Source organism: Undibacterium sp. RuTC16W (genome assembly GCF_049339445.1).
Classification (GTDB): domain Bacteria; phylum Pseudomonadota; class Gammaproteobacteria; order Burkholderiales; family Burkholderiaceae_D; genus Undibacterium.
Window position 1 is genome coordinate 255,281 of the sequence record NZ_JBMPPE010000005.1, and the last position, 25,436, is coordinate 280,716.

Annotated in this window: 25 protein-coding genes; 9 read left to right on the forward strand and 16 right to left on the reverse strand. The window is 49.3% G+C overall.

Translation table 11 applies throughout. The features are described from left to right. Positions 1 to 33 precede the first annotated feature (33 nt). The 3 genes from lysS to ACO0K4_RS11910 all read left to right on the forward strand — a co-directional run bounded on the left by lysS (position 34) and on the right by ACO0K4_RS11910 (position 4,089). The gene (gene lysS / locus ACO0K4_RS11900) at positions 34 to 1,572 is read left to right on the forward strand and encodes a lysine--tRNA ligase (RefSeq protein WP_422956838.1); all 1,539 of its coding nucleotides are present in this window, start codon (positions 34 to 36) and stop codon (positions 1,570 to 1,572) included. A 152-nt stretch (positions 1,573 to 1,724) separates the two neighbouring features. Continuing rightward, positions 1,725 to 3,518 carry an ABC transporter ATP-binding protein gene (locus ACO0K4_RS11905; protein WP_422956839.1) on the forward strand — a complete coding sequence of 598 codons (1,794 nt, stop codon included), beginning with the start codon at positions 1,725 to 1,727 and terminating at the stop codon, positions 3,516 to 3,518. 91 nt (positions 3,519 to 3,609) lie between these two features. Next, complete coding sequence (locus ACO0K4_RS11910) at positions 3,610 to 4,089, forward strand: cupin domain-containing protein (RefSeq protein WP_422956840.1); 480 nt, start codon at positions 3,610 to 3,612, stop codon at positions 4,087 to 4,089. 151 nt (positions 4,090 to 4,240) lie between these two features. On the opposite strand, the gene ACO0K4_RS11915 is transcribed toward ACO0K4_RS11910, so the two are convergent. Together ACO0K4_RS11915 and ACO0K4_RS11920 are read right to left on the reverse strand one after the other, a co-directional pair. Then, positions 4,241 to 5,245, reverse strand: a complete 1,005-nt coding sequence (locus ACO0K4_RS11915) for an NAD(P)/FAD-dependent oxidoreductase (RefSeq protein ID WP_422956841.1) — start codon at positions 5,243 to 5,245, stop codon at positions 4,241 to 4,243. Between the two features lie 262 nt (positions 5,246 to 5,507). Next, a complete protein-coding gene (locus tag ACO0K4_RS11920; protein WP_422956842.1) occupies positions 5,508 to 5,957 on the reverse strand; it encodes a CBS domain-containing protein in 450 nt (149 codons plus the stop codon). Positions 5,958 to 6,291: 334 nt separating this feature from the next. Between ACO0K4_RS11920 and ACO0K4_RS11925 the strand changes: the two genes are divergently transcribed. The 5 genes from ACO0K4_RS11925 to ACO0K4_RS11945 all read left to right on the forward strand — a co-directional run bounded on the left by ACO0K4_RS11925 (position 6,292) and on the right by ACO0K4_RS11945 (position 10,221). Further along, a complete protein-coding gene (locus ACO0K4_RS11925; protein WP_422956843.1) occupies positions 6,292 to 7,602 on the forward strand; it encodes an O-acetylhomoserine aminocarboxypropyltransferase in 1,311 nt (436 codons plus the stop codon). Position 7,603: 1 nt separating this feature from the next. Further along, positions 7,604 to 8,410 carry an alpha/beta fold hydrolase gene (locus tag ACO0K4_RS11930; RefSeq protein ID WP_422956844.1) on the forward strand — a complete coding sequence of 269 codons (807 nt, stop codon included), beginning with the start codon at positions 7,604 to 7,606 and terminating at the stop codon, positions 8,408 to 8,410. A gap of 345 nt (positions 8,411 to 8,755) precedes the next feature. Further along, entirely contained in the window at positions 8,756 to 9,367 is a 612-nt protein-coding gene (locus ACO0K4_RS11935; protein WP_422956845.1) for a LysE family translocator, read from the forward strand. 63 nt (positions 9,368 to 9,430) lie between these two features. After that, positions 9,431 to 9,754: an Mpo1-like protein gene (locus ACO0K4_RS11940; protein WP_422956846.1), complete on the forward strand. Its 324-nt coding sequence runs from the start codon at positions 9,431 to 9,433 to the stop codon at positions 9,752 to 9,754. Positions 9,755 to 9,855: 101 nt separating this feature from the next. Continuing rightward, positions 9,856 to 10,221, forward strand: coding sequence for a VOC family protein (locus tag ACO0K4_RS11945; protein WP_422956847.1), 366 nt, complete (start codon positions 9,856 to 9,858; stop codon positions 10,219 to 10,221). A 33-nt stretch (positions 10,222 to 10,254) separates the two neighbouring features. Here ACO0K4_RS11945 and ACO0K4_RS11950 read toward each other — a convergent pair whose 3' ends face one another. The 11 genes from ACO0K4_RS11950 to ACO0K4_RS12000 all read right to left on the reverse strand — a co-directional run bounded on the left by ACO0K4_RS11950 (position 10,255) and on the right by ACO0K4_RS12000 (position 21,329). After that, positions 10,255 to 10,722 carry a GNAT family N-acetyltransferase gene (locus ACO0K4_RS11950; RefSeq protein ID WP_422956848.1) on the reverse strand — a complete coding sequence of 156 codons (468 nt, stop codon included), beginning with the start codon at positions 10,720 to 10,722 and terminating at the stop codon, positions 10,255 to 10,257. 19 nt (positions 10,723 to 10,741) lie between these two features. Beyond that, entirely contained in the window at positions 10,742 to 11,176 is a 435-nt protein-coding gene (locus tag ACO0K4_RS11955; protein WP_422956849.1) for an acyl-CoA thioesterase, read from the reverse strand. A 1-nt stretch (position 11,177) separates the two neighbouring features. Next, a complete protein-coding gene (locus ACO0K4_RS11960) occupies positions 11,178 to 12,074 on the reverse strand; it encodes an alpha/beta fold hydrolase (RefSeq protein ID WP_422956850.1) in 897 nt (298 codons plus the stop codon). Between the two features lie 305 nt (positions 12,075 to 12,379). Then, entirely contained in the window at positions 12,380 to 13,282 is a 903-nt protein-coding gene (locus tag ACO0K4_RS11965; RefSeq protein WP_422956851.1) for an SDR family oxidoreductase, read from the reverse strand. Positions 13,283 to 13,380: 98 nt separating this feature from the next. Next, the gene (locus ACO0K4_RS11970) at positions 13,381 to 14,310 is read right to left on the reverse strand and encodes a glutathione S-transferase family protein (RefSeq protein WP_422956852.1); all 930 of its coding nucleotides are present in this window, start codon (positions 14,308 to 14,310) and stop codon (positions 13,381 to 13,383) included. 95 nt (positions 14,311 to 14,405) lie between these two features. Further along, on the reverse strand, positions 14,406 to 15,416 hold the full coding sequence (locus ACO0K4_RS11975) for an NADP-dependent oxidoreductase (protein ID WP_422956853.1): 1,011 nt from the start codon (positions 15,414 to 15,416) through the stop codon (positions 14,406 to 14,408). A gap of 7 nt (positions 15,417 to 15,423) precedes the next feature. Continuing rightward, positions 15,424 to 16,686: a serine hydrolase domain-containing protein gene (locus ACO0K4_RS11980; protein ID WP_422956961.1), complete on the reverse strand. Its 1,263-nt coding sequence runs from the start codon at positions 16,684 to 16,686 to the stop codon at positions 15,424 to 15,426. A gap of 155 nt (positions 16,687 to 16,841) precedes the next feature. Continuing rightward, entirely contained in the window at positions 16,842 to 17,288 is a 447-nt protein-coding gene (locus ACO0K4_RS11985) for a PaaI family thioesterase (protein WP_422956854.1), read from the reverse strand. Positions 17,289 to 17,318: 30 nt separating this feature from the next. After that, a complete protein-coding gene (locus tag ACO0K4_RS11990; protein ID WP_422956855.1) occupies positions 17,319 to 18,113 on the reverse strand; it encodes an SDR family oxidoreductase in 795 nt (264 codons plus the stop codon). 68 nt (positions 18,114 to 18,181) lie between these two features. Continuing rightward, the gene (locus ACO0K4_RS11995) at positions 18,182 to 19,999 is read right to left on the reverse strand and encodes an acyl-CoA dehydrogenase (protein WP_422956856.1); all 1,818 of its coding nucleotides are present in this window, start codon (positions 19,997 to 19,999) and stop codon (positions 18,182 to 18,184) included. 151 nt (positions 20,000 to 20,150) lie between these two features. Beyond that, positions 20,151 to 21,329, reverse strand: coding sequence for an acetyl-CoA C-acyltransferase (locus tag ACO0K4_RS12000; protein WP_422956857.1), 1,179 nt, complete (start codon positions 21,327 to 21,329; stop codon positions 20,151 to 20,153). Positions 21,330 to 21,687: 358 nt separating this feature from the next. On the opposite strand from ACO0K4_RS12000, the gene ACO0K4_RS12005 reads away from it, so the two are divergent. After that, positions 21,688 to 23,349 carry an MFS transporter gene (locus ACO0K4_RS12005; protein ID WP_422956858.1) on the forward strand — a complete coding sequence of 554 codons (1,662 nt, stop codon included), beginning with the start codon at positions 21,688 to 21,690 and terminating at the stop codon, positions 23,347 to 23,349. Between the two features lie 76 nt (positions 23,350 to 23,425). Here ACO0K4_RS12005 and ldcA read toward each other — a convergent pair whose 3' ends face one another. The 3 genes from ldcA to queD all read right to left on the reverse strand — a co-directional run bounded on the left by ldcA (position 23,426) and on the right by queD (position 25,420). Next, entirely contained in the window at positions 23,426 to 24,355 is a 930-nt protein-coding gene (gene ldcA, locus ACO0K4_RS12010; RefSeq protein ID WP_422956859.1) for a muramoyltetrapeptide carboxypeptidase, read from the reverse strand. Between the two features lie 83 nt (positions 24,356 to 24,438). Next, complete coding sequence (gene tadA / locus ACO0K4_RS12015; RefSeq protein WP_422956860.1) at positions 24,439 to 24,921, reverse strand: tRNA adenosine(34) deaminase TadA; 483 nt, start codon at positions 24,919 to 24,921, stop codon at positions 24,439 to 24,441. Between the two features lie 55 nt (positions 24,922 to 24,976). Then, the gene (gene queD, locus ACO0K4_RS12020) at positions 24,977 to 25,420 is read right to left on the reverse strand and encodes a 6-carboxytetrahydropterin synthase QueD (protein ID WP_422956861.1); all 444 of its coding nucleotides are present in this window, start codon (positions 25,418 to 25,420) and stop codon (positions 24,977 to 24,979) included. Between the last annotated feature and the right edge of the window lie 16 nt (positions 25,421 to 25,436).

Below are 25,436 nucleotides of genomic sequence, written 5' to 3' on the forward strand. Positions count from 1 at the left end.
ATCCGAAGTAATTACTACATCGAGAGAAATTTCATGTCAGACCAAATAAATAACGCAGTGCCAGCAGAACCTGTGGTGGATGAAAACTCCATCATCACCGAACGTCGCGCCAAACTCGATGCGATTCGTGCACAGGGTATCGCTTTTCCGAATGATTTCCGCCCGCAGCATAAAGCTGCTGCCTTGCAGGCACAATATGGCGAAACTACCCGTGAACAGTTAGAAGAACTGAACATTACTGTCAGCGTAGCTGGACGTATGATGCTCAAGCGCGAAGCCGGAAAAAAAGCCGCATTCGCCACCTTGCAAGATGCCTCAGGTATTAAGGCTGATGGCCGTATTCAGTTGTACATCACAACAGACAAAACCGGCGAAGCCGAGATGGAAGCCTTCCGTCATTATGATCTGGGCGATATTCTTGGTATTGAAGGTGTTTTGTTCAAGACAAAGACCGACGAACTGACGGTCAAAGTAACGACATTGCGTCTGCTGACAAAGTCGCTGCGCCCTCTGCCGGATAAATTTCACGGCCTGGCGAATCAAGAGACAAAATACCGTCAGCGCTATGTTGATCTGATCATGAGCGAAGACACGCGTCGCACGTTTAAAGCACGTACTGCGGCGATGACCTCGATCCGCAACTTCATGAACAGTAATGAGTTCATGGAAGTTGAAACACCGATGCTGCACGTGATACCTGGCGGCGCAGCAGCCAAGCCTTTCATCACCCATCACAATGCGCTGGACATGCAAATGTATTTGCGTATCGCGCCGGAACTGTACTTGAAGCGTCTGGTCGTCGGTGGCTTTGACCGCGTATTTGAAGTCAACCGTAACTTCCGCAATGAAGGCGTATCACCGCGTCATAATCCAGAATTCACGATGATGGAATTTTACGCCGCCTATGTCGATTACAAATGGCTGATGGATTTCACCGAACAAGTGATACGCAAAGCCGCAGAAGATGCACATGGCACAGCCGTTCTGACTTACCAGGGCAAAGAACTCGATCTGAGCAAGCCGTTTCAGCGCCTGACCATCGTCGGTGCCATTAACAAATACGCACCGCACTACACGCAGGAACAATTGCATGATGCCGGCTTTATCAAAGCTGAATTATTAAAATTTGGGGTAAAACCGTTTGCGACAGCCGGTCTGGGCGCCTTGCAACTAGCCTTGTTTGAAGAAACGGCAGAGGCGCAGTTATGGGAGCCAACTTACATCATTGACTACCCAGTCGAAGTCTCTCCACTGGCGCGAGCATCGGATACCGTTGCAGGCATCACGGAACGTTTTGAGTTATTCATGACCGGTCGTGAAATCGCTAATGGTTTCTCTGAGTTGAACGATGCAGAAGATCAGGCAGCGCGCTTCCAGGCACAGGTTGCCGCCAAAGATGCCGGCGACGAAGAAGCGATGTACTACGATGCGGATTACATTCGTGCACTGGAGTACGGCCTGCCTCCGACAGGCGGCTGTGGTATTGGCATTGATCGTCTGATGATGCTGATCACCGACTCGCCGAATATCCGTGACGTGATCTTATTCCCGCATTTACGTCGTGAAGATTAATTCGCTCAGCTTATCAACGTAAATCCCATAGGGACTGTAAAATTTACAGTCCCTTTTTTATTTGTATTTATTTGTGCTTATTCATATTCATTTCAATCCGACCAACGCTCATAACAAGTTCGCCTCCATACTCACGTCACCGACCAAATTACATGCAAGCTACCCATCCCCTTAAAAAACTACTGAGTTATGCACAATCGTATCGTCGTGATTTTCGACTGGCGACGCTTTACTCGGTTCTGAATAAATTTTTCGATGTACTGCCTGAGGTCTTGATTGGTGTTGCCGTTGATATTGTCGTCAATGGGGATAAAAGCTTTCTGGCAAAAAAAGTCCTGGGTGGCTTTGGTATTACCGATACCTGGCATCAGTTACTGTTGCTCGGTGTGTTAAATGTGGTGATCTGGGGCGGCGAATCCTGGTTTGAGTATTTGCTCTCTCTGAAATGGCGTAAGCTCGCGCAAAATCTTCAGCATGATGTGCGACTCGATACTTATAGTCACGTGCAAAAACTCGAAATGGCCTATTTTGAAAATCAACGCACAGGCAACCTGATGTCGATTCTGAACGAAGATATCAATCAGATGGAACGCTTCTTAAACGGTGGTGCCAATCAAATTATTCAGGTTGTCTGCTCATCGATCATGGTCAGCGCGGTGTTCTTTGCCCTACAACCCTCCCTGGCAATTATTTCCTTGCTGCCAGTGCCGGCAATCCTGATCGGTGCATTTTGGTTTCAGAAACGTCTCGCGCCACGCTACGCAGAAGTACGTGAAGCTGCCGGTGATGTCAGCGCACGATTGAATAATAATTTACTTGGTCTCGCAACGATCAAGGCTTTTGCAACCGAACATTTTGAAAGCAAGCACGTCGCGCAAGCCAGCGATGCCTATCGCAGCGCCAATGGACGTGCAATCGCCATCAGCTCCGCGATTACGCCGGTCATCCGTATGGCAATTCTGGCTGGTTTCACCGCAACACTGGTTTATGGCGGCTGGCTGACCCTGCATGGCGAACTCGCTGTCGGTGCTTATTCTGTACTGGTGTTTCTGACCCAACGATTATTATGGCCACTCACAGGACTAGCGGAAGTCGCCGATATGTATCAACGTTCAATGTCCGCAATTGACCGGGCGATGAACTTATTGAATACACCGATCAAGATCGCGTATGAAGGCGCACACCTGTCACCACAGCAGGTCAAGGGTGAGCTGCACTTTGACCATGTAGGATTTTCTTATGCGGAGACGACAACACTACGCGATATCAATCTGACTATCCCTGCCGGAAAAACCGTCGCCTTTGTCGGCTCCACCGGCTCTGGCAAATCAACACTGGTCAAGCTCTTGCTGCGATTTTACGAATCACAATCGGGTCGCATTAATCTCGATGGACAAGCAATCAACGATATCAACTTACAAGATCTGCGCCGCGCTATTGGCTATGTCGCACAAGATAGTTTTTTAACCGATGGCACGATTGCGGAGAATATCGCTTACGGTCTGAGCGGCGTCTCTGATCAAGCTATTGCTGATGCAGCCCAAGCCGCCGAAGCAACGGAATTCATTCAGAAATTGTCCCTGGGCTTTGCCACCCGTATTGGCGAGCGCGGGCAAAAACTCTCTGGAGGTCAGCGTCAGCGACTCGCTCTGGCGCGCGCCATTTTAAAGAATCCGCCTATTCTGATCCTCGACGAAGCAACCAGTGCCGTAGATAATGAGACGGAAGCCGCGATACAGCGCAGCCTCGACGTCGTCAGCCGCAACCGCACAACGATTGTGATTGCCCATCGCCTCTCAACGGTCAGACAAGCTGATTGCATCTATCTTCTGGAGTCGGGACAAATCGTCGAAAGCGGCACACATGAACAGCTGCTGGCACTCGACGCCGGTTACGCGTCTCTGTGGCGGCTGCAAACAGGTGAACGCCTCATCGCCAATCGGTAAGCCAATCAGCCAATCAAGCAATGATCTCGCACTGTCAGGGAGATGCGAATGCTAAAATCGACGTCAGTTTTTTATAACGGGTTTTGACAGTATGACTACATCAATCAAATACGGCATTGCAGGCATTCTAGCCGGCCTTATTGGCGTTATGATCTACGGTGCTGCTACCTATGCGCTGCATGTAGCTCCGGCGAGCAGCAGTACAGTCAGCTTGCCGGTACAACCATTCGAGGTCGATGCCAGTTGGGTCAAGTCAGGTCGGCCGAATTTTAAGGCCGTAGAATTTTCAAAGGCGGCAGATGGCAGCTCAAGCTCAGGAATCTTTGAAGCGGATGGTGTCTCGACGTTTGAATGGCATTATCAACTCGACGAATCGATTTATGTATTGAGTGGCGGCGTTGATATCGACTATCTGGGTAAACGCTTTACACTCAAAGCAGGCGACACCGCATTTTTTCGTGCTGGCACAACAGCTTTATGGCATGTGCCTCAGGGCGGAATACGCAAAACCTGGACGCTTTACAACCCTGGACGACTGGCGCGCTGGTTTGCGCATTTAAGTAGCCAGTAACGATAGCGTAACGCCGACAAAGCGGGCGTTGGCGCAATCAATGCCTTCGCCAAATACCTCAAAATAAACGATACTCCACCCCACTATTTTTAAATTCCTACGAAAACAGTGCGGATGAAGTATTGTTTTTATCCATACTCCCCTATTTTTCTTATTTTACAGCTTTACTGACCTGTGCGGCTAAAGCCAGTGCACTCAGAAACGCATTTTCTACTCTGCCGCTGCCATCCAGGCCGGCTGCAAACCAGTCTCCGCAGACGCCGATCCCTTGTTTGGCGCTCCACAGGCAATCTTCTGCCAGTGGCTTGGTCGCTTGCGAATAGCGCCAGCGGTGAGCTACTGCATGGATAGCCTGAATTGGTGAACCGGTGGATTCATGAAAGGCTTTGGACAGCTTTTCTTTGACACGTTCGGGATCATCTTCCAGATGTTCAACGCTCCATTCCAGAGTTGCATGACAGACCCAGCGCTCGCCAGCACGGTGCGACGGCTTGGCAGTATCACGGGCGATCCAGCCCAAGCGGGAGTTGTTGACCCAGGCACCGTCATAACCGAGATTGAGCTCGGTCTGAAAGCCGAGCATCAACGTCCAGCATGGTGCAAGTTTTTGCCTGGCAGCTTGTTTCGCCATCGCGGGTACGACTTCGAGTAAAGGCGTCGCTTGCTCAGGCGGAATCGCCAGAATGACGATATCGAAGGGGCCTGCCGATGCCGGGATGGCGACTTCATCTGACTTTACCGAGAGTAGCCATTGTTGGTCAAAGGCTTGAATGGAGACGACTTGCTGTTCGGTGCGAACATCTAATCCGTGCGCGAGTTGCTTACCTAACGAGCTCATGCCTGGCACTGGCACAAAGCGTTTCCCCGTGCTGCCAGCGGCTTTCGTTATTCCGTGATCGAGCGTCACGAGTTTACTTTCCCATGGCACAACCCAGCCTAGCTTGCGCCAGTCGGCGACTTCTTTTTTAAACCGATCTGAACTGGTCGTGAAATATTGTGCCCCATGATCAAAACCACCAAGCTCGGTGACGCGGGTACTCATACGACCGCTGACTCCGCGGCTTTTTTCGTAGACGGTGACATGGTGCCCCTGGGACTGCAACTGACGTGCAACAGTGAGTCCTGCTAATCCTGCTCCAACAACGGCGATTTGCATAGGTAATTCCTTTTCAGTTGTTATTGGTGACGGCGATTATTGATTACGATTATTGAATTACGATTGTCAACTACGGTTATTTGATTGCTCGTCAGGGCGTGGCGATGTCGGATACGTCTGGAGTAAGCCATGCCGCGCTCTGAATATCTGCCAGCCCAAAACAAAAACGCCTGCAGAAATATGCCTGCAGGCGTCGTCTCAGATCGGATTGCCGATCTTTTTTTTCTTGATCAAGTCTGGTACTGCCATAGGCAAAGACATTTTATTCTTCCTGCTCTTCAACCGGCCAATCGCGGATATAGGCTTTGAGCATCTTATTCTCAAAACTTTGTGCTTCCAGAACGGCTCTGGCAACGTCGTAAAAGGAAATCACACCTAGCAAGGTTTTTGCATCCATGACAGGCAGATAGCGAGAATGTTTCTCCAGCATCATACGACGCACTTCATTAACTTCGGTCTCTGGCGTGACGGTTAGCGGATGATCATCCATGTACTTGCGTACGGTGCCAGCGCCGAGCGAGCCTTTGTTATTGTGTATCGCACGGATCACTTCGCGAAAAGTCAGAATGCCGGACAAATCGCCGTATTCCATGACGACCAGGGAGCCGATATCTTTTTCTTCCATGACACCAACGGCGTCAATGATCGACGTGTCCGGGGTAATGGTGTATAGGATGTTGCCTTTTACTTGAAGAATTTCCGAGACTTTCATATTGCTCTCCTCTTGATCACTACCTGATTTCGCTAGGTGCCAGCCTCATCAATTTGTTTGGCCTTGCTTTCAGTTTCGTTGCTTTCCTGACGGCACATTTGATGTTATGTGTTCAATGTATCGCAAGCCTTGCAAAAAATCCAGCAAAGCGATGAACTAAATTACATGAAAATATCGATACGCTGCAAGTCCATCGAATTACCGGCAGTCATACCATCTGCAATCATCACTACAGTGAACTCATGCTATTTGATGAAATTGCGGCTTAGCCTCTTATTTAGCGGAGTGAAGAATGGTAGCATTACCCTATTGAAATTAAGAGAATAACATCACAATGAGCGGCCCTAAATACCTCGGTTTTGATACCCTTTCGCTGCATGCAGGTGCAGCACCTGATCCCGCAACTGGCGCGCGCGCCACCCCGATTTATCTGACTTCCTCGTTTGTTTTTAAAGACTCTGACCACGCAGCCTCTCTCTTCAATATGGAGCGAGCCGGTCACGTGTATTCACGAATTTCTAATCCGACCAATGCCGTACTGGAGGAGCGCATCGCCGCACTCGAAGGTGGTGTCGCGGGGATTGCGGTTGCCAGCGGCCAGGCTGCAATGCATCTGGGACTGGCAACAATCGCAGGAGCAGGCTCGCATGTGGTCGCCTCACGAGCATTGTATGGCGGTTCGCAAAACTTGCTGGCTTATACAATGAAACGCTTTGGTATCGAGACTACGTTTGTTGATCCGCGAGACCTGAATGCATGGAAAGCGGCAATCCGTCCGAATACCAAAGTACTGTTTGCCGAAACGCTAGGCAATCCGGGCCTGGATGTCTTGAATATCCCTGCAGTTGCTGAGATCGCTCATGATAATTATCTTCCGCTGATGCTGGACTCTACTTTCACAACACCGTATCTGTTGCGCCCGTTTGATCATGGTGCCGATCTGGTATTTCACTCCGCAACCAAGTTCCTTTGTGGACACGGCACGGCGATCGGCGGCCTGCTGGTCGATGGTGGCACCTTTGACTGGCAAGAAGCGTATGAAAAAACTGGACGCTTCGGCGAACTGTGCGAACCCTATGACGGTTTCCATGGCATGGTGTTTTCAGAAGAATCGACGATTGCTCCGTTTTCGCTGCGTGCCCGGCGTGAAGGCTTACGCGACTTTGGCGCCGTCATGAGTCCGCATAATGCCTTCGCAATTTTGCAAGGCATAGAAACGCTAGGCTTGCGCATGGACAGGCATGTCGCAAATACGCGCAAAGTCGTCGAGTATCTGGCCGCTCATCCAGCGGTTGAATCGGTGTCGTATCCCGAGCTGGAGTCACATCCGGATTACGAACTCGCAAAGACCTTATTGCCAAAAGGTTGCGGCGCCGTATTCTCGTTCAGCATCAAGGGCAATCGCGCTGCGGGGCAGCGTTTTGTTGAATCGCTGACGCTGTTCTCGCATCTGGCGAATGTCGGCGATGCCAAGTCGCTGGTGATTCACCCTGCTTCTACAACCCATTTCCGCGTTCCGGCAGAACAATTGGCGGCATCTGGCATTACCGAGGGCACCATGCGTTTATCGATAGGACTGGAGAATGTTGACGACCTGATCGACGATCTGGCTCGTAGTCTCAAAGCTGCGCAGAAAGGAGCCTGAGATGCTGTTTAACATTCATGGACATCCAGCGTATTGCTACACCGGTGGTAAAAACTTCAATCCTACATTGCCCACTGCCGTATTTATTCACGGTGCGCAGAATGATCATTCGGTCTGGATATTGCAGACCCGTTATTTTGCCCATCATGGCTTTAATGTACTTGCCGTTGACTTGCCTGGACACGGACGAAGCAAAGGTGATGCACTGACTAGTATCGAACAAATGGCGGACTGGCTGATCGCCTTGCTAGATGCGGCAGGTGTGCAGCAGGCCTGTCTGATCGGTCACAGCATGGGATCACTGATCGCCTTGGAGACCAGCGCACGTGCGCCAGCCCGTGTCAGCAAATTAGCGCTAGTCGGCACTGCGTATCCAATGAAAGTATCTGACACCTTACTTAACGCCGCGCGCGACGAAGAGCAAACTGCGATCGACATGGTCAACATCTGGTCGCACAGCACAATTGCGCACAAGCCGTCTTGCCCGGGACCAGGATTTTATGTCATGAGCGGCAGTCAGCGTCTGATGCAGCGCATGTCTAAAATCAATCCTGCCAAAGTGTTTTATACCGATTTCTCGGCTTGTAATGCTTACGCCAACGGCGAGCAGGCAGCGCAGACAGTCACATGTCCGACGCTGTTTGTACTCGGCAAAAAAGACATGATGACGCCACCGAAAGCGACTAGCACGTTACGCACAGCCATCGCGCATAGCAAGACAACACTGATCGACAATTGTGGTCATTCGCTGATGGCAGAACAAAGCGATGCTGTATTGCAAGCGCTGTTTGATTTCGCTAAATCCTGATTATTTACCGACGACTGGCAATCGTACTCCTACACCCTGGAGAGCATTGGGATTGAAGTAAAGGACTACGCAGATGGAATGCATCAGCTAATGTTCAAAAATTAGCAAAATCAGATTTTATGTGCGGAGTTTTGAATGATTGCTGATCTGATTGCTAATTACCAGCCACCTCACTCCACGCTCTCCCGTAAGAGGGAGAACGCATTTAAGCAAGTGCCAAAACTGAGACAGAAAACACGCTGATAGCGAACTGATTCTGAAAAAATCTGGTTACGTTGATAGCAATACACTTTTAAAAAATACGTTTAAAAACAAACTAAAAAAATAATAGATCTGAATAAGTAAATGGAAAACTGGTTACTCTTTACCGCAACTGAGGCGGCACTATCTCTGTCACCTGGCCCTGCCGTCATGATGGTCGTGGCCTGCGGTATCGCACGCGGCTGGCGCATGTCCTTGTTTGTCACGCTCGGCATCCTGACAGGCAATGCGCTATTTTTCCTCATTTCAGCAACAGGAATAGGCTCGGTTATTCTGGCGTCGCCCAAGCTTTTCATGGCGATTAAATATCTAGGAGCGGCGTATCTGGTGTATCTCGGTTTATCTGCCATATTTGGCAAGCCTTCGCCAATCACGCTTAGCAGTATGGATAGCACGTCACAAAGTGGTAAACGGATTTTTACCGGCGCCTTGATGCTACAGATGACGAATCCCAAGGCGATGCTCGGCTTTGTTGCGATCCTGCCGCAATTCATTGATCCGCAGAAGCCGATTGCGCTACAAATGATCATACTCGCGGCGTGCTCGATGATTCCTGAATTTTTTATTTTGCTCGGCTACGGTATGCTCGCAAACAAAGCCAGTCATTGGGCGACGCAGCCTAAATACAGCGTCATTACTGAGCGCATTGCAGGCAGCTTCGTATTGATCGCAGGGGTATTGGTAGCAATAGTGTGATGGGGCGGCAGTCAGGATCAGCTCACGATTAAAGCATATATATCATTCACAGCGGAGACCAGGATGAATACCGAGTACATCAAGTACAACAGCTTTGCTGAGTTTTATCCGTTCTATCTGACAGAACATCGCCATCGTATATGCCGCCAATTACACTTTATTGGCTCGACGCTGGTTCTGGTTTGTCTGGTGTCATTTTTTATCTCAGGCGCTGGAATGTGGCTGGTCGCCGCGCCGGTCTGCGGTTATGGTTTCGCCTGGATAGGTCATTTTGGTTTTGAAAAAAACAAACCTGCCTCATTCAAACAACCGCTATATTCCTTCATGGGCGATTGGCTAATGTATTGGCAGCTGTTGACGGGGAAGATTGGTTTTCAGGCGAACTGAGGCAATTAATCTGATTGCAAAATAAACGTTCTCAGAGAGATCAGTGCAGTAATCATGTTGAGAGTAATTTGATCAATATAATTTGTTGGAAAGGAATCTCCATGCTGTTAGGTCTGCGCACTGCCATTTATCCCGTTGGCGATCTTACTCAAGCCAAGCACTGGTATGAGCAAGTGTTGGGGGGCAAACCATATTTCGATGAAGTGTTTTATGTGGGATTTTCTGTCGGTGGTTTTGAGCTTGGCTTGATACCAGATGGTGTACCGGGAACCAATGGTCCGCAAGCCCTGTGGGGTGTCGCAGATGCAGCTGATGCGATGGCGCAACTATTGAGCCATGGTGCAATTGTGCTCGACCAGGTCACCGATGTTGGTGGTGGTATTAAAGTCGGTGCTGTACAGGACCCGTTTGGCAACCGCCTTGGAATTATTGAAAATCCACATTTTATAGCCGCTCATGTCAGATAAGCTGAGCGCAACTTGCATGCCAGACTGACATGATCAAAAAAACTGATGCGTCATACTGATATGCGGAATACCCGCCTCTTCAAATACCTCGCCGTCTCGGCTATAGCCATTGGCGCTGTAGAATGGTTCTGCTGAAATCTGCGCATTTAGCTTGACAGCCTGATCGCCGCGCTGGCGTGCCTGCTGCATCAGGCTTTGCAAAATCGCAGCACCGACGCCCAGACCGCGTGCGGATTTGCGTACTGCCATACGACCGATATGGCCATCCGGCAGCAAGCGTCCTGTACCTAGTGCCGCGCCAGTCGCATCATAGGCAACGGCGTGCAGGCATTGCGCATCCATGTCGTCCCACTCCAGCTCAGCAGGAATGTTTTGTTCGATCACAAAGACGTCGTAGCGTATCGCTTGTGCTTCTTTTTGCAGATCAGCCCAGGAGCCAAGTGTGATCTTCAGCGTATTCGTGCCGGCATCGTTGCCGTGTGTGTCGGTAGTGCTCGTCATAGTGCTTATCATGATGGCGTTAAAGCGCAGGCTTATGGGTTTCGAGATCTGAAATTATCGCACGCCATTGGGCCGGAACGGCAACTCCTTTGCGTACACTGGTATCGGCATAGACATAGCACAATTCACCAGAAATCAAATGCTGATCGCCGATAAAAATCTCGACGATAAACCGCATTGAAGAGTTACCAATCGCAGCACAACGTACACCAATCTCCAGCACATCATCAAATCGCGCTGGCGCCATGTAGTCGATAGTCGCTTTGCGGGCAAATAATTCTTTCCCTTCGTTTGCTTGCAATAAGGAGTTAGGCAAACCGGTGGCGCGCCAGTATTCGGTGAAGGCGACATCAAAATAAGTCAGGTAGTGACCGTTAAAAACAATGCCCTGCATATCGACCTCTGCCCAGCGCACCCGCAGAGAATGGAAGAAGGCAAAATCCTGTCGTGCCATATCAGTTATCCAGGAAGCCGCGTATCAGTTGATTGATGCGTGCAGGTTGTTCGTGAATGATCCAGTGACTGCCTTCCGGGATACGGATGACTTGCAGATCAGGGATGAAATCCTCCAGGCCATCAAGTAAAGTTGTTGGCAATGCTTGATCGTTCTCGCCCCAGATCACCCGAACCGGCACTTTGACGTGAAAATCCTCAGGATTCAGTTGCAGCTTTAATGGTCCTTGATTGCTGTCAGTCGGAGGATGTAAGGGCGAGGCGCGATAATAATTAACGCCCCCCTTCAAACCGCGAGACCAGCACTCATGGTACCTGGCTCGCGTTGCAGCGTCGAACCATGCAGCTTGTGGCTGTCCCATACCATTAAAAAATCCTTCGATCAAAGCAAAATCATCTTTAGCCAAGGCATTCTCGGAGCCCTCAGCACGCAGCCAATTCATGTATTCGCTCGCTGATTTTTGGGATGTATTGCTGCTGAGCGCCTGCATGAACAAATACGGATGCGGCGAGTTGATGATGATGAGCTTTTCCAGCATCTGCGGTAAGGCTATCGCGAAATTCCAGCAAATCGCACCACCCCAGTCATGCGCCACGATAGTCGCTTTTTCATAACCTAAATGCCCGATAAGTAGCCGCAGATCATCGACGATGTATTTGGCCTTGTAGGCAGCAAGATCGTTCGGCATATCGGATAAATTAAAGCCGCGCAAATCTGGAGCAACGGCAAAATAATCTTGCCCGAACTCTTCCAGTTGCGCTGCCCATTCATACCAAAATTCAGGAAAGCCATGAACAAATAACAGTAGTGGCTTACCCGTTTCGCCAGCACTTGCATAATGCAGGCGTGTTCCGTTACTGAGCGTGGCAAATTGATTCGACTGGATGAGTGACTGCATAGGACTCTGCTTTATGACGTTGTTGTTGAACGATATCGTGGCGTTAATTCAGGCTACAGCGTGATGCGTTCTCGGTTTGTTTAAACTGATTTGATCAAGCGCTATGTCTCGTCTTGAGCGCACACCTGATCACATTTACTGAGATTTGGCCACGTTTTTCCGGACAACTCTCAATTAACTTACTCTCCGCAAAAACCATATACTCCCCCACTAACTAACAAATAATATGCCATTACCGCACGTCTTTATTGGCAGTGATAAATATACTATATAGGAGTATATGGAATTAATGAGGATGCGATGTACTATTCAGACTTAAGTCGGGCACGCAGCATATCGCGAATATGGGGAGCCGCTTTATACGGATCACCAGGATTACGTTGCGTGATGATGTCTTCCATGCGCTCCTGCACGTTACCCAAAGCGGCGGGATGCGAATAGATATAGAACTGTCCATCGCTGATCGCCTTGAACGTTTTTTCCGCAACTTCTGCTGCCGTGACTTTGCCTGATGAGACGGCTTTATCAGACATCGCCTGTGATGCGCGCTGGCTGGCCGTCGGTGCGGATGCCTGCACGTCATCAGGACGATTACGCTGCGATTGACTGATGCCTGTCGGTACAAAATACGGACAAAGGACCGATGCACCTATCGGCGCCTCAACCAGACTCAGATCCTGAAACAAGGTTTCCGACAGCGAGACAACGGCATGTTTAGAGACGTTGTAGACGCCCATCGTAGGCGCATTTAATAAGCCGGCCATTGATGCGGTATTCACAATATGACCTTCATAATCCGGATCCGTTTTGGCACAGGCCAGCATCAGCGGTGTAAAAATGCGTACACCATGAATCACGCCCCACAGATTGACGCCCAATACCCATTCCCAGTCAGCCTGAGTATTCTCCCAAATCAAACCGCCAGAGCCGACACCGGCATTATTGAAGACCAGATGCACGGCACCAAATTTTTCCATTGTTGCATCGGCCAGTGCCTGTACCTCGGCGGCATGACGCACGTCACAACGCTGAATTAAGACTTGGGCACCAAGCGCTTCGACTTCCGCCTTCACCTTATCCAGCGCGTCTTGCTGAACATCGGCGAGCACCAGTTTCATACCGAGCTTGGCACCGATCAAAGCGAATTCGCGACCAAAACCACTGCCACCACCGGTAATTACTGCAACTTTATTTTGAAAATTTTTCATACAGATCTCTCGTTGATCAATTACTTTATTGCGTGTTTTAAAAGAAATCGGCTTTTGCTTATTTCTTTATTCGTGAGTGCGTTGATTACGTTGATTACTTACTCTGCGCGCTTCATCTGAAAACCGACTCGTGGAAAATGCACAACCACGGTTCCGGCGCGCTCATCAATGCGTCTGACCGCAAATTCATTAGCGCTTGCGCATACCAGCTCACCAGCGACCGGATCCAGCGCATAGTCCGTCGGCATCACGGTAACCATCTCACCCAAGGTAATTCCGTGCGTATCAAGCAGTGAGGCATCGGATGGCAATGGCGTTGCGCTATGAGCAAGCTCGATTGCCTCGGTACTGCGCATTTTTTCCGGGTGCCCGTGACCAAAGGCGGCGATTGTATCCATCCAGGCCAACGTCAGTGGATAAGCGTCCAGGATGCCAGCGACTGCAGGGACACGACGAATAAACCATAGCGCATGATAAGTAGAAAAATCCGCGATACTGGCATCGGCTCCAAGCAAGAATGCCGAACCCTGACTCAACATATCTTCGATACGGCGCAGGTATTCCAGCAATTGACCTGTGGCCTCTGGCAAGGACATGCGGGGCGCACCGGCACGCATCGCTGCACGATCAGCGCCAAAAGCTTTCATTTGCTCGGGGGTGATGTCGCCGAGGATGCCAGACATCGCAGCGGGCTGAAACGTGTACGCGATCGCCGTCCAGAATAAGCTTGTATCAGCCCATTGCGCTACTGTTCTTGACAGTCCGGCGATCGCTGGCGGATACAGGCTCGGTACTGGAGCGATACGCTCCAGTACATCGGCAATCAAGGCGGTGTCGCAATAAATATCAGCACCGATCTGCATGACAGGAGTACGGCGATATCCGCCTGTCAGAGCCGTGACATCAGGCTTAGGCATGATCGACGGAATCATGACGGATTTCCATGCCAGGTTCTTGAAGCCAAAAATCAGGCGGATTTTTTCCGAAAATGGGGAAACCGGATAGTGGTGAAAAATAATTTCTGACATGTTTAGTCCTTACGTCTATGCCACACTTTTTACCCCTTCCGTTAGCAATTCAGTATTAATAACGGAAAGGAATTTGATTAGATAAGAGACTTGCGCTAATTGAGCTTGACCAATTGTTTGCCGAAGTTTTTTCCTTTCAACAAACCAAGGAAGGCGTCCGGTGCCGCCGCCAGATTGGGGGCAACAGATTCGCGGAATTTCAATTTACCGGTGGCGACCAGCGTGCCTAATTCCTTAAGTCCTTGCGGCCATAAATCCATATGCTCAGATACGATGAAACCACGCATGGTTAGCCGCATCGTCAATAACACACGAGTATTTTTGATCGGCAAAGGTTCACCGTCATAGCCTGCAATCATGCCGCACAAAGCGATGCGGCCGAAGGCGTTCATACGCGCCAGGCATGCGTCGAAAATGTCGCCGCCAACGTTTTCAAATACCGCATCAATACCGTTCGGTGTCGCAGCAGCCAGATCGGCCTGCAGATTACCGGCTTTGTAATCGATACAGGCATCAAAACCAAGTTCATTGACGACGTACGCACATTTTTCGGCACCACCAGCAATACCGACTGCGCGGCAGCCGCGCAATTTAGCCAGTTGACCAACGACGCTGCCGACTGCCCCGCTGGCGGCGGAGACGACGATGGTGTCGCCTTCTTTAGCTTGCATGATTTGCGTTAAGCCGTACCAGGCGGTCATACCCGGCATACCGACTGATCCGAGATAGGCAGACAAAGGGATGTGTGTCGTATCGACTTTGCGCAATAAGACACCGTCGGATACACCCATTTCTGACCAGCCGAGCATGCCAACGACTTTATCGCCAACCGCAAATTTAGGATTATTCGTCGCCACAATTTCACCGACCGTACCGCCGATCATGGTCTCGCCAATTGCCTGTGGTGCGGCATAACTTTTCGCATCCTCCATGCGCATGCGCATGTAAGGATCGAGCGACAAAAAATGATTGCGCACTAATACTTCGCCATCTTTAATGTCAGGAACGGGTACCGACTCTAGTCGAAAATTATCGACCTTGACTTCACCATCAGGACGGGACGCCAGAACGATGCGCTGAAAATTACCAGTGATTACCTTAGTCATATTGATCTCATTTCATCAAGTGATTAGCCAATGCCTGAAACGCACGATAGGTGATGGGATCACTCGCGCCGTTAGCCGCAATGGGGTGGGAAGAAAATTTAACGATGACCATTTCGGCCACCGGGTCGATGTAAATACGCTGACCATGAATACCGCGCGCTTCAAATGTGTTGTGACTGTTATGGCCTATCCACCACATATTGCGATAGGAATAACCGGGTATGGTGGCGTAACCCGCCTTGGCAAATTTAGTCTTATCGCCACCCTTGCGAATATCTTCGACAGCTGCTTTTGGCAGAATCTGCTGTCCGTTGAATTTGCCGTCAAGACGCATCATTTCACCAAAACGTGCCATGTCGCGCAAAGTGAGATTCAGTCCGCCGCCGCCCTGCTCTGTTCCTATGCTATCAACCGCAAAATAGGCATCGTTATCGACACCGAGCTTTTGCCAGATACGTTCAGACAACAAGTCTGACAGGGACTTGCCGCTGGCGCGCTTAATGATCCAGGCGAGCACTTCGGCATTGACGGTTTTATACGCGAAGGCTTCATCGTGGTTACCTTCTTTTTTTAATTTCATCAAAAAGTCGTAAAACGTTCTTGGGCCATCATATGTTGGTGCAGTTGGGAGTAAACCGCCAGAACGGGCGTAGTCCCAGATTTCTGCTTTCGGGTCAGCATAATTTTCTGAATACTGAACACCGATTGTCATGTCCATGACTTGACGCACGGTCGCATCACCATACGCGGTATCCTTCAACTCAGGCAGATAGGTAGTCACCTGAGCAGAAGGATCAAGCGTGCCTTCAACTGCCATTGTCGCGGCCAGTGTGCCGACAAAAGATTTGGTCACCGACATCGCAATATGTGGCAATTGGGGCTTACTAATACCGAAGTATTTTTCGTACACGACTTTACCTTTGTGCATCACCAGCACACTGTCGGTATAAGTCAGATTCAGCATATCTGCCCAAGTCATCGTCACACCTTTATCATCGGTGTAACTGATACCATCCAGGTTGGCGGGCGCTTGCGGCAATACTGAGGCAGGCAAATGGCCATGCCAGACATTCGATGTCGCCCCCAACTCTCGTCCATGCGAAAACGACCAGCGAGTGCGTGGAAATTGATAGTTGCTACCATTACTAAATTTAATGACTTTATCTGGGGCAGGAGGAAAACCTTGCATCCATCCCAGTGACTTTGGATCAGTACTTACCGGATCTGGCAAGGCAGTTTGTGCAATAGTACTACCGAATGCGGTGGTCATTAATCCCCCCAGGATAATCTTCAAAGTCATGTTGAGACGTGATGAAAAATACTGTGGATGATTCTGTTCGGGCATGTTGTCTCCTCTTTTCCATTCATGTGGATTTATCAGGACGTGCTTTTACTTTGTAATCAACTACTCATCATGCAGCTGGACTAATCACTACCATAAAGTTTTTTCATATTCTCTCCTGACTTGAGGCGACGCAGATATTTGAACGTCCCCATGGCTTTGGCGATGAGCTTATCCCCGTTCCACATTTCACCTTCGCAAAAACACATGGTAGTTGAGCGATGAAAGGCAAAGCCGCGTGCTTCGATACGACCGCCGGGAACACCACCTGGCTGCAGAAAAGTTGTTTTCATTTCGACCGTAACAACGCCTTTTAAATCCTCACTCAATGAGCGCCCCGCCATCGCCATGACAACGTCAAGCATAGTCATCATGACGCCGCCATGCGTGATTTGCCAGCTATTCATATGACGCTCTGACAGGTCGAGCGCGATCTTGGCGCGACCGTTTGCCATTTCTAAAAACTCGACACCCATATCGTGTAAAAACGGATTGAGTGCTGGGCTAGGCTGCGCTATTGGTAAGCTCATAAAGGTATCCGTAGTCTGTGCTGCAATGCATTACACAGCGGAGACACCGCCATCGACAGCGAGAGTCTGGCCGGTAATATGTTTGCCGGCATCGGAGGCGAACAGCAGGGCAACACCTTTCAGATCCTCATCATCGCCGATACGTTGTAACGGCGCTTCTTTTGCGAGTTTTTCCTCACCCAGATGTTCGAGTATGCCCTTGGTCATTTTGGACGGGAAGAACCCTGGTGCTATCGCATTGACCGTAATGCCATATACACCCCACTCGCCTGCCAGAGTACGGGTGAAATTGATGACAGCTGCTTTAGACGTATTGTAGGCAATGGTTTGCATGGTGCCGGGAGCATTGCCGGAGAGGCCTGCAATTGATGCGATGTTGATGATGCGGCCATGTTTGCGAGGAATCATCGAACGCTTGCCCACTTCTTGCGACAATAAAAAGATGCTGCGGATATTCAGGTTCATGACCTTATCCCAGGCTTCAGCAGGATGATCTTCCGCAGGCGAACCCCAGGTTGCACCCGCATTGTTGATCAGGATATCGATGTGACCCAGACGCGCAAGTGCTTCATCGACCAGCGGTTTGACACTGCCGTCCTTACCCAGATCGGCGGCGATAGCGGTGGCATCAATCCCACGGGCGGTAAGGTGGGCAACCGCCTCATCAAGATCGGACTGCTTGCGCGAGGATACAATGACTTTAGCGCCTTGTTCACCAAGAGCCTCAGCCATTTGCAGGCCAAGACCACGGGAACCGCCAGTGATCAGTGCAGTCTTGCCTTTAAGATCGAATAATTGTTGTGTCGTGCGTGCAGCTGTACTCATATTTGTCTCCGATTATTTTTATAAAGTGTGTGATGTACAAAAAATGTAACTCAATAGATCCCTCAATATCAGAACCAGTCGTCCTGCATATCCAGGGTGGTCGTATCCAGACTCGCCAGCAGATCTAGCTGCTGATGTACCTTCGGTAATTCCCATTGGAAGAAATACTTGCACGCCTGCAGTTTGCCAGCATAAAAATTGGCGTCGTGATGGGCTTCTTTGCCGGTAGACAATAAAGCTTGTTCCAGCCAGGTCCAGGCAACAACGGTATGACCAAAAGCCTCCAGATAGAGGGACGCGTTTGCGAGTGTTTTGTTCAGGTCACCAGCGCCATACAATTGTTGCGTCACCATCGCAATCCGGCGTAAGGCCAGCGACAAAGCTTGCGCATAATCAGACAAAGCCGGTTGTGCGGCAGCGCGGCTGATTGTGGCTTGTATCTCAGCCCCCAGAGCCTTAAATGCAGCGCCATCTTGCATGACAACTTTACGTCCCAGCAGATCAAGTCCCTGAATACCATGTGTGCCCTCGTGAATCGGATTCAGACGATTGTCACGATAGAATTGTTCAACATTATATTCACGGGTATAGCCATAGCCACCGTGGATCTGGATCGCTAGGCTATTCGCTTCTAGACACCACTGAGATGGCCAGGATTTAGCAATCGGGGTAAGTATGTCGAGCAGCAACAAGGCATGCGCTCTTGCTTCCGGTGCCGGGGCGCTACGCTCTTCATCGACCAGTCGTGCACAGTACAAATTCAGTGCCAGACCACCTTCGACATAAGCTTTTTGCGCAAGCAGCATGCGCTTAACGTCGGTGTGCTGAATAATCGGCAATTGCGCTGTCGCAGGATCTTTGGCTTGCGGATTACGGCCTTGCGGACGATTTCGGGCGTAGTCCAGTGAATGCAGATAACCGGTGTAGCCGAGCATAACGGCACCCAGACCAACACCAATCCGCGCCTCATTCATCATATGGAACATATTTGCCAGTCCCTTATGCAGAGTACCGACCAGATAGCCGATTGCCCCGGCTTTGCCTTGCGGCTTGAACTTGCCCTCACCGAAATTCAGCAGGCAATTAGTCGTGCCACGATAGCCCATTTTATGGTTGAGCCCGGCCAGCACAACATCATTACGTTCGCCGAGAGAGCCATCTTTGTTCACCAGTTTTTTCGGTACGATGAACAGTGAAATACCTTTGACACCCGGAATCAGTTTGCCGTTTTCGTCCGGGACTTTTGCAAGTACCAGATGCACGATGTTTTCGGACAACTCATGCTCACCGGCAGAAATCCACATCTTGTTACCCGTCAGCCTGTAGCTGCCATCCTCTTGAGGCTCGGCGCGTGTCACGATATCAGACAGGCTGGAACCCGCTTGCGGCTCAGACAGACACATGGTGCCAAAGTAGCGCCCCTCCAGCATTGGCTTGGCGAAAAGTTCTATCTGTTCCGGCGTACCACATTTCATCAGTGTATTGGCATTGCCGATCGTCAGAAACGGGTAAGAAGAAGTGCCGACGTTTGCGCCTTTAAAGTACGCAAATCCCGCTTTTTCGACGACGCATGGCAACTGCATGCCGCCCAGCTCAAAATCCTGCCCGGCCGCCATCAGACCAGCGTCACAAAAAGCACTCAATGCTGTCTTTACTTCAGGAATAATATGCACGACCTCGCCATCAAAATGCGGCTCGTTCTGGTCATTTTTTTTGTTATGCGGCGCAAACAATTCAGTAGCGATCTGTTCGCAGGTATCAAGCGCAGCGTTGAAAGTTTCGCGAGTGTGATCAGCAAAACGTTCGCGCTGGTTTAAAGATTCGACATTCAGCCATTCATACAGCAAAAAATCGAGGTCACGGCGGGGGATGATTTTTGATTGCATAGCGGGTCAGATGTTGGGCGTTGGCAGGACGATCAATCGTTCATGCTTTTAAAAAAAGCAAGACAGGCATTTTCCGTCTTGCTCATCTTTATTTCTATCTCACAGGGTCGCAGTGAGGTTCATCACTCAAGCTAATCAGTCGTTTAGCGAATTACACCACTTCAAACAAGCCAGCCGCACCTTGACCGCCGCCGATACACATAGTGACGACCACAAATTTTGCACCGCGACGCTTACCCTCGATTAAGGCATGCCCAGTCAGACGCGCACCGGATACGCCATAAGGATGACCCACGGCAATTGCACCACCATTGACATTCAATTTATCCATCGGGATACCCAGTTTGTCTGCGCAATATAATACTTGCACGGCAAACGCTTCGTTCAATTCCCACAGGCCGATATCTTCCACTTTGAGACCGGCTTTTTTCAGTAATTTTGGAATTGCATAGACCGGGCCGATGCCCATTTCATCTGGCTCACAACCGGCAATTGCGAAGCCACGGAAAATGCCGAGTGGCTGCAAGCCTTTCGCTTCGGCGACTTTGCTATTCATTAAAATCGCAACGGAGGCACCATCAGAGAATTGACTTGCATTACCGGCAGAAATCACGCCACCAGGTACTGCGGAGCGGATTTTTGAGACGGCTTCTAATGTCGTGTCAGGACGAATGCCTTCGTCTGCGGAAATCGTCACTTCTTTACTGATCAGCATACCTGTCGCCTTATCGGCAACGCCCATGATGGTCGTCATCGGGACGATTTCAGCATTGAACAAACCTGCTGCCTGGGCAGCGGCGGCGCGCAACTGGCTTTGCACACCATATTCGTCCTGGCGATCGCGTGCAATGTTATAACGCTTGGCGACGGTTTCGGCAGTTTGCAGCATTGGCCAGTACACTTCTGGTTTATGTTGCTTCAACCACGGATCAACGATCATGTGTGTATTTGCTTCATTTTGCACGCAAGAGATGGACTCAACACCACCAGCGGCGTAGATATCACCTTCGCCAGCAATAATACGTTGTGCTGCCAGAGCAATCGTTTGTAAACCAGAAGAGCAAAAACGATTTACCGTCATTCCTGCCGTTGTTACCGGACATCCGCCACGTAAGGCGATCTGGCGTGCAATATTGCTACCCGTTGCGCCTTCAGGCGTTGCGCAACCCATGATCACATCTTCTACTTCTGCCGCATCAATCTTCGCGCGCTCTATCGCTGCGCTCAATACATGACCGCCCATGGTGGCGCCATGAGTCATATTGAAGGCGCCTTTCCAGGATTTTGCGAGGCCGGTACGTGCGGTGGATACGATGACAGCATCAGACATGTGAGTCTCCTAATAGATTTAGTTTAATAATTTTTGAATGAAGTGACGATTACAACGAGCTTGGCAATACTGAATCAACGGCGTTTTCAGGCAAATAAAAAAGATGCCTGGCTACCCTTTTAAAATAACTGAATATGAGAATAGCATATTTTTAGTACGACCGTTCGCAAAAAAATAAAGTAATTTTTATGATGTTTTTGGGCAAATAAACAGTAAACAACAGCAAACGTAAGTTTCTGTAAGTTTCAAGAAAGCATGCCGTAAGTTTCAGCTTGCAAACTCAACTTGCGCAAAAACTAAGTCTGGCTATTTCGGGCTCAAGTTTGCCTACAACTTTAAAACATAATAGGAGACAAGCATGGCGACAGCACAAGCAGCGTCAGGCGGTATGACGGCTGAAGAGCGCAAAGTTATTTTCGCATCTTCACTGGGTACTGTATTTGAATGGTACGACTTTTATCTGTATGGCTCACTCGCAGCCATCATTGCAAAACAGTTTTTCGCAGGTACCGATCCAAATACGGCATTTATTTTTGCGTTATTGGCTTTTGCAGCGGGCTTCATTGTTCGTCCTTTCGGCGCATTGGTGTTTGGGCGTCTGGGTGACATGATTGGCCGTAAATATACTTTCCTCGTCACGATCCTGATCATGGGTGGTTCGACGTTCTGTGTCGGCTTATTACCAAACTATGCCTCCATTGGTATTGCCGCACCGATTATTCTTGTGTCATTGCGGATCTTGCAGGGTCTGGCACTTGGCGGTGAATATGGTGGTGCTGCAACTTATGTTGCTGAGCATGCGCCTCACGGCAAACGCGGTGCGTTCACGGCATGGATTCAGACAACGGCGACATTAGGTTTATTCTTATCACTGATGGTGATTCTGGGTACGCGTACAGCAATTGGCGAAGAGGAATTTTCGGCTTGGGGCTGGCGCGTTCCTTTCCTGGTATCCGTATTCTTGCTGGCAATTTCAGTATGGATACGCTTATCCATGAATGAATCCCCAGCTTTTGCAAAAATGAAGGCAGAAGGCAAAACATCTAAAGCACCTTTGACAGAATCTTTCGGTCAATGGAAAAACCTGAAAATCGTTATTCTGGCTCTGGTCGGTTTAACCGCAGGTCAGGCAGTTGTCTGGTACACAGGTCAGTTCTATGCACTGTTCTTCCTGCAGCAAACACTGAAAGTAGATGGCCCTACCGCCAACTTATTGATCGCGGCATCGCTGGTCATTGGCACGCCTTTCTTCTTGGTATTTGGTTCCCTGTCTGACAAAATTGGTCGTAAGCCAATTATTCTTGCAGGCTGTCTGATTGCCGCATTGACTTACTTCCCGATTTTTAGCGCATTGACGCACTACGCCAATCCAGCGTTGGAAACCGCTTTGAAAAACGCACCCGTGATTGTCACTGCAGATCCAGCCGATTGCCAATTCCAGTTCAATCCGACAGGCACAAAGAAATTTACTTCTTCCTGCGATATCGTCAAAGCGAAGCTGGCATCAGCCTCAGTCAACTATTCAAATGAAATCGCCCCTCCTGGCACGACAGCGTCTGTTAAGGTCGGAGATAAAGTAATTCAATCGTATAGCTCTACAGGCTTGCCAAAAGAAGAGGCGACAGCAAAAGATAAAGCATTCTCCAAAGAATTCGCTGATGCGATTAAAGCTGCCGGTTACCCTGCCAAAGCCGATCCAACGCAAATCGACAAGCCTATGGTGTTGTTATTGCTGACGATTCTTGTCTTGTATGTGACCATGGTGTATGGACCTATCGCAGCGATGCTGGTAGAAATGTTTCCAACACGCATTCGCTACACATCCATGTCCTTGCCGTATCACATCGGCAATGGCTGGTTCGGTGGCCTGTTGCCGACAACGGCGTTTGCACTGGTTGCGTTTAAAGGTGATATTTACTACGGTCTGTGGTATCCAATCATCATCGCTCTGGCAACTTTTGTGATCGGTACCTTGTTCATTAAAGAAACCAAAGACAATGATATTTATGCAGCAGATTAAACTCTGCAAACTGTAAAACAAAAAAGCCGTCAAATTTGACGGCTTTTTTTTGATATTGTTGAATCCGAAGCTGGCTTTAAAACTGATAATCCATAACCAGTTCAACTGCTCCCCGATGCGAAGTCAACGTCGCCTGACTACCAACAACGATTGATACCTTATCTTTGACATGCCCAAAAGGCAGCCCGGTAATGACAGGAACAGAAATAACAGAACGTAGATAGCGGATCATTTCATCAAAATTGTAGCCATTGTCATGCGGCGCTAATTTATACGCAGAGAAATTCCCAAAAATGATCGCTTTTTGCCTCGCCAAAACTCCGGCAAAATGTAGCTGCAACATCATGCGCTCTACCCGATATGGATGCTCAGCAATATCCTCCACAAACAAAATACCTTGTTCAATTTGCGGAAAATAAGAGGTTCCCGTCAGATGCGTCAGCATAGCCAGATTTCCACCCCAGAGTACTCCGCTAACGAAGGCATTATCGGCATCTGCGGAATCAAATTTCACCGTATGTCGCTGTTGCCTGACGCAATCGACAAAACTTGCCAAGGTAAGCTCACTCAGGTCCTCTCTGGTAAAGTCATCACACAGCATAGGGCCTGAGACGCTCGCTTTGTTCGCATAAGCGAGCAAAGCCATTTGTAAGGCGGTAAAGTCGCTATGACCTACAAAACATTTGCCACTGTTCGCTAATTTTTTGTAATCCAAAAGTGGCAATAAACGCGAAAGTCCATAACTGCCGCGTAATGCCATCACGATGTTGACGTCTGGATGATCTGCTGCGGCATGGAGCTGAGCAACCCTTTCAGCATCTGTCGCGGCGAAGCGCTGAAACTTTTGATCTGGCTGATAGAAATTATGTACGCGAAACCCTGATTTTTTCAGCGCCTGTAGTCCTCGCTCTACGGCTGCATCATCAATCGCACCGCCGCTGACACCGACAATAGCAATACCTGGCTCACGTATTGGTGAATCTGGGATAGGAAAATCAATCGTCATGAATAATCCTGAATGAAATGATTAGTGATAATGTCACCCATTTGCCCGGCATATGCAAAATGACTCCTCCAAGATTGAAACAGCTAGAGATCGATCGCCACAGTTTTTTTTTGCGCCGCTCGTCTGCTGGCAAAAAAATGTTTTAATAAAGTGCTGCACTCTTCTGACATCACGCCACCGGTAACTGCGGTGTGATGATTGAGTTTGTCTTGTTCAAACAAATTCAGGACAGAGCCACAGACACCCGTTTTCGGGTCACTGGCACCATATACGACCTTAGACAGGCGCGCATGCATCATCGCTCCGGCACACATCATGCACGGCTCCAGAGTCACATATAACGCGCAACCGGGAAGGCGGTAATTTCCCAGAATTTCAGCGCCGGCCCGCAACGCCATAATCTCTGCATGAGCGGTTGGATCATGTTTATCTATCGGCTGATTATAGCCACAGGCAATGACTTCGCCATCCTTGACCAGAACAGCCCCAACCGGCACTTCGCCCAGATCCCAGGCAAGCTGTGCCTGCTGGAGAGCGATTTGCATGAAATCAACATCGGTTTTCATTAATTAACTCTGGGATTAGACGAGGTGAAAACGCATTCTTTGCACGACTAATAAATTAGCCGTCAATCTCTGCCCAGCAATTAGGCGTCTCGTACAAAGTAACCTTGGTTAGCGATAAAGCGCGGCCATAGCGGTCATGGTAAACATCTTTCAGCATATCAAACGCGATCTTGGCCAGATTCTCGACTGTCGGTACACGATCAATCACAACCGTTTTATGGTTTGGCATACTTTCTAAAAAATTTCTGACCGCCGTATCTTTTTCATAGACGATAAAAGCATGATCCCACAGATCTACCAGATATTGATTTGCCAGAGCTTTGATGTCACCGAAATCCATGATCATACCGTTATCGGATTCGCCATCTTTTTCCACCACATCACCAGTCAAGGTAATAAGCAAGGTATAGCGATGCCCATGCAAATTACGGCATTGACTGTTGTGATCTGGAATACGATGACCAGTATCGAATTCCACTTTTCTTGTAATGGTAAGCATGTAAAACCTAAACGAA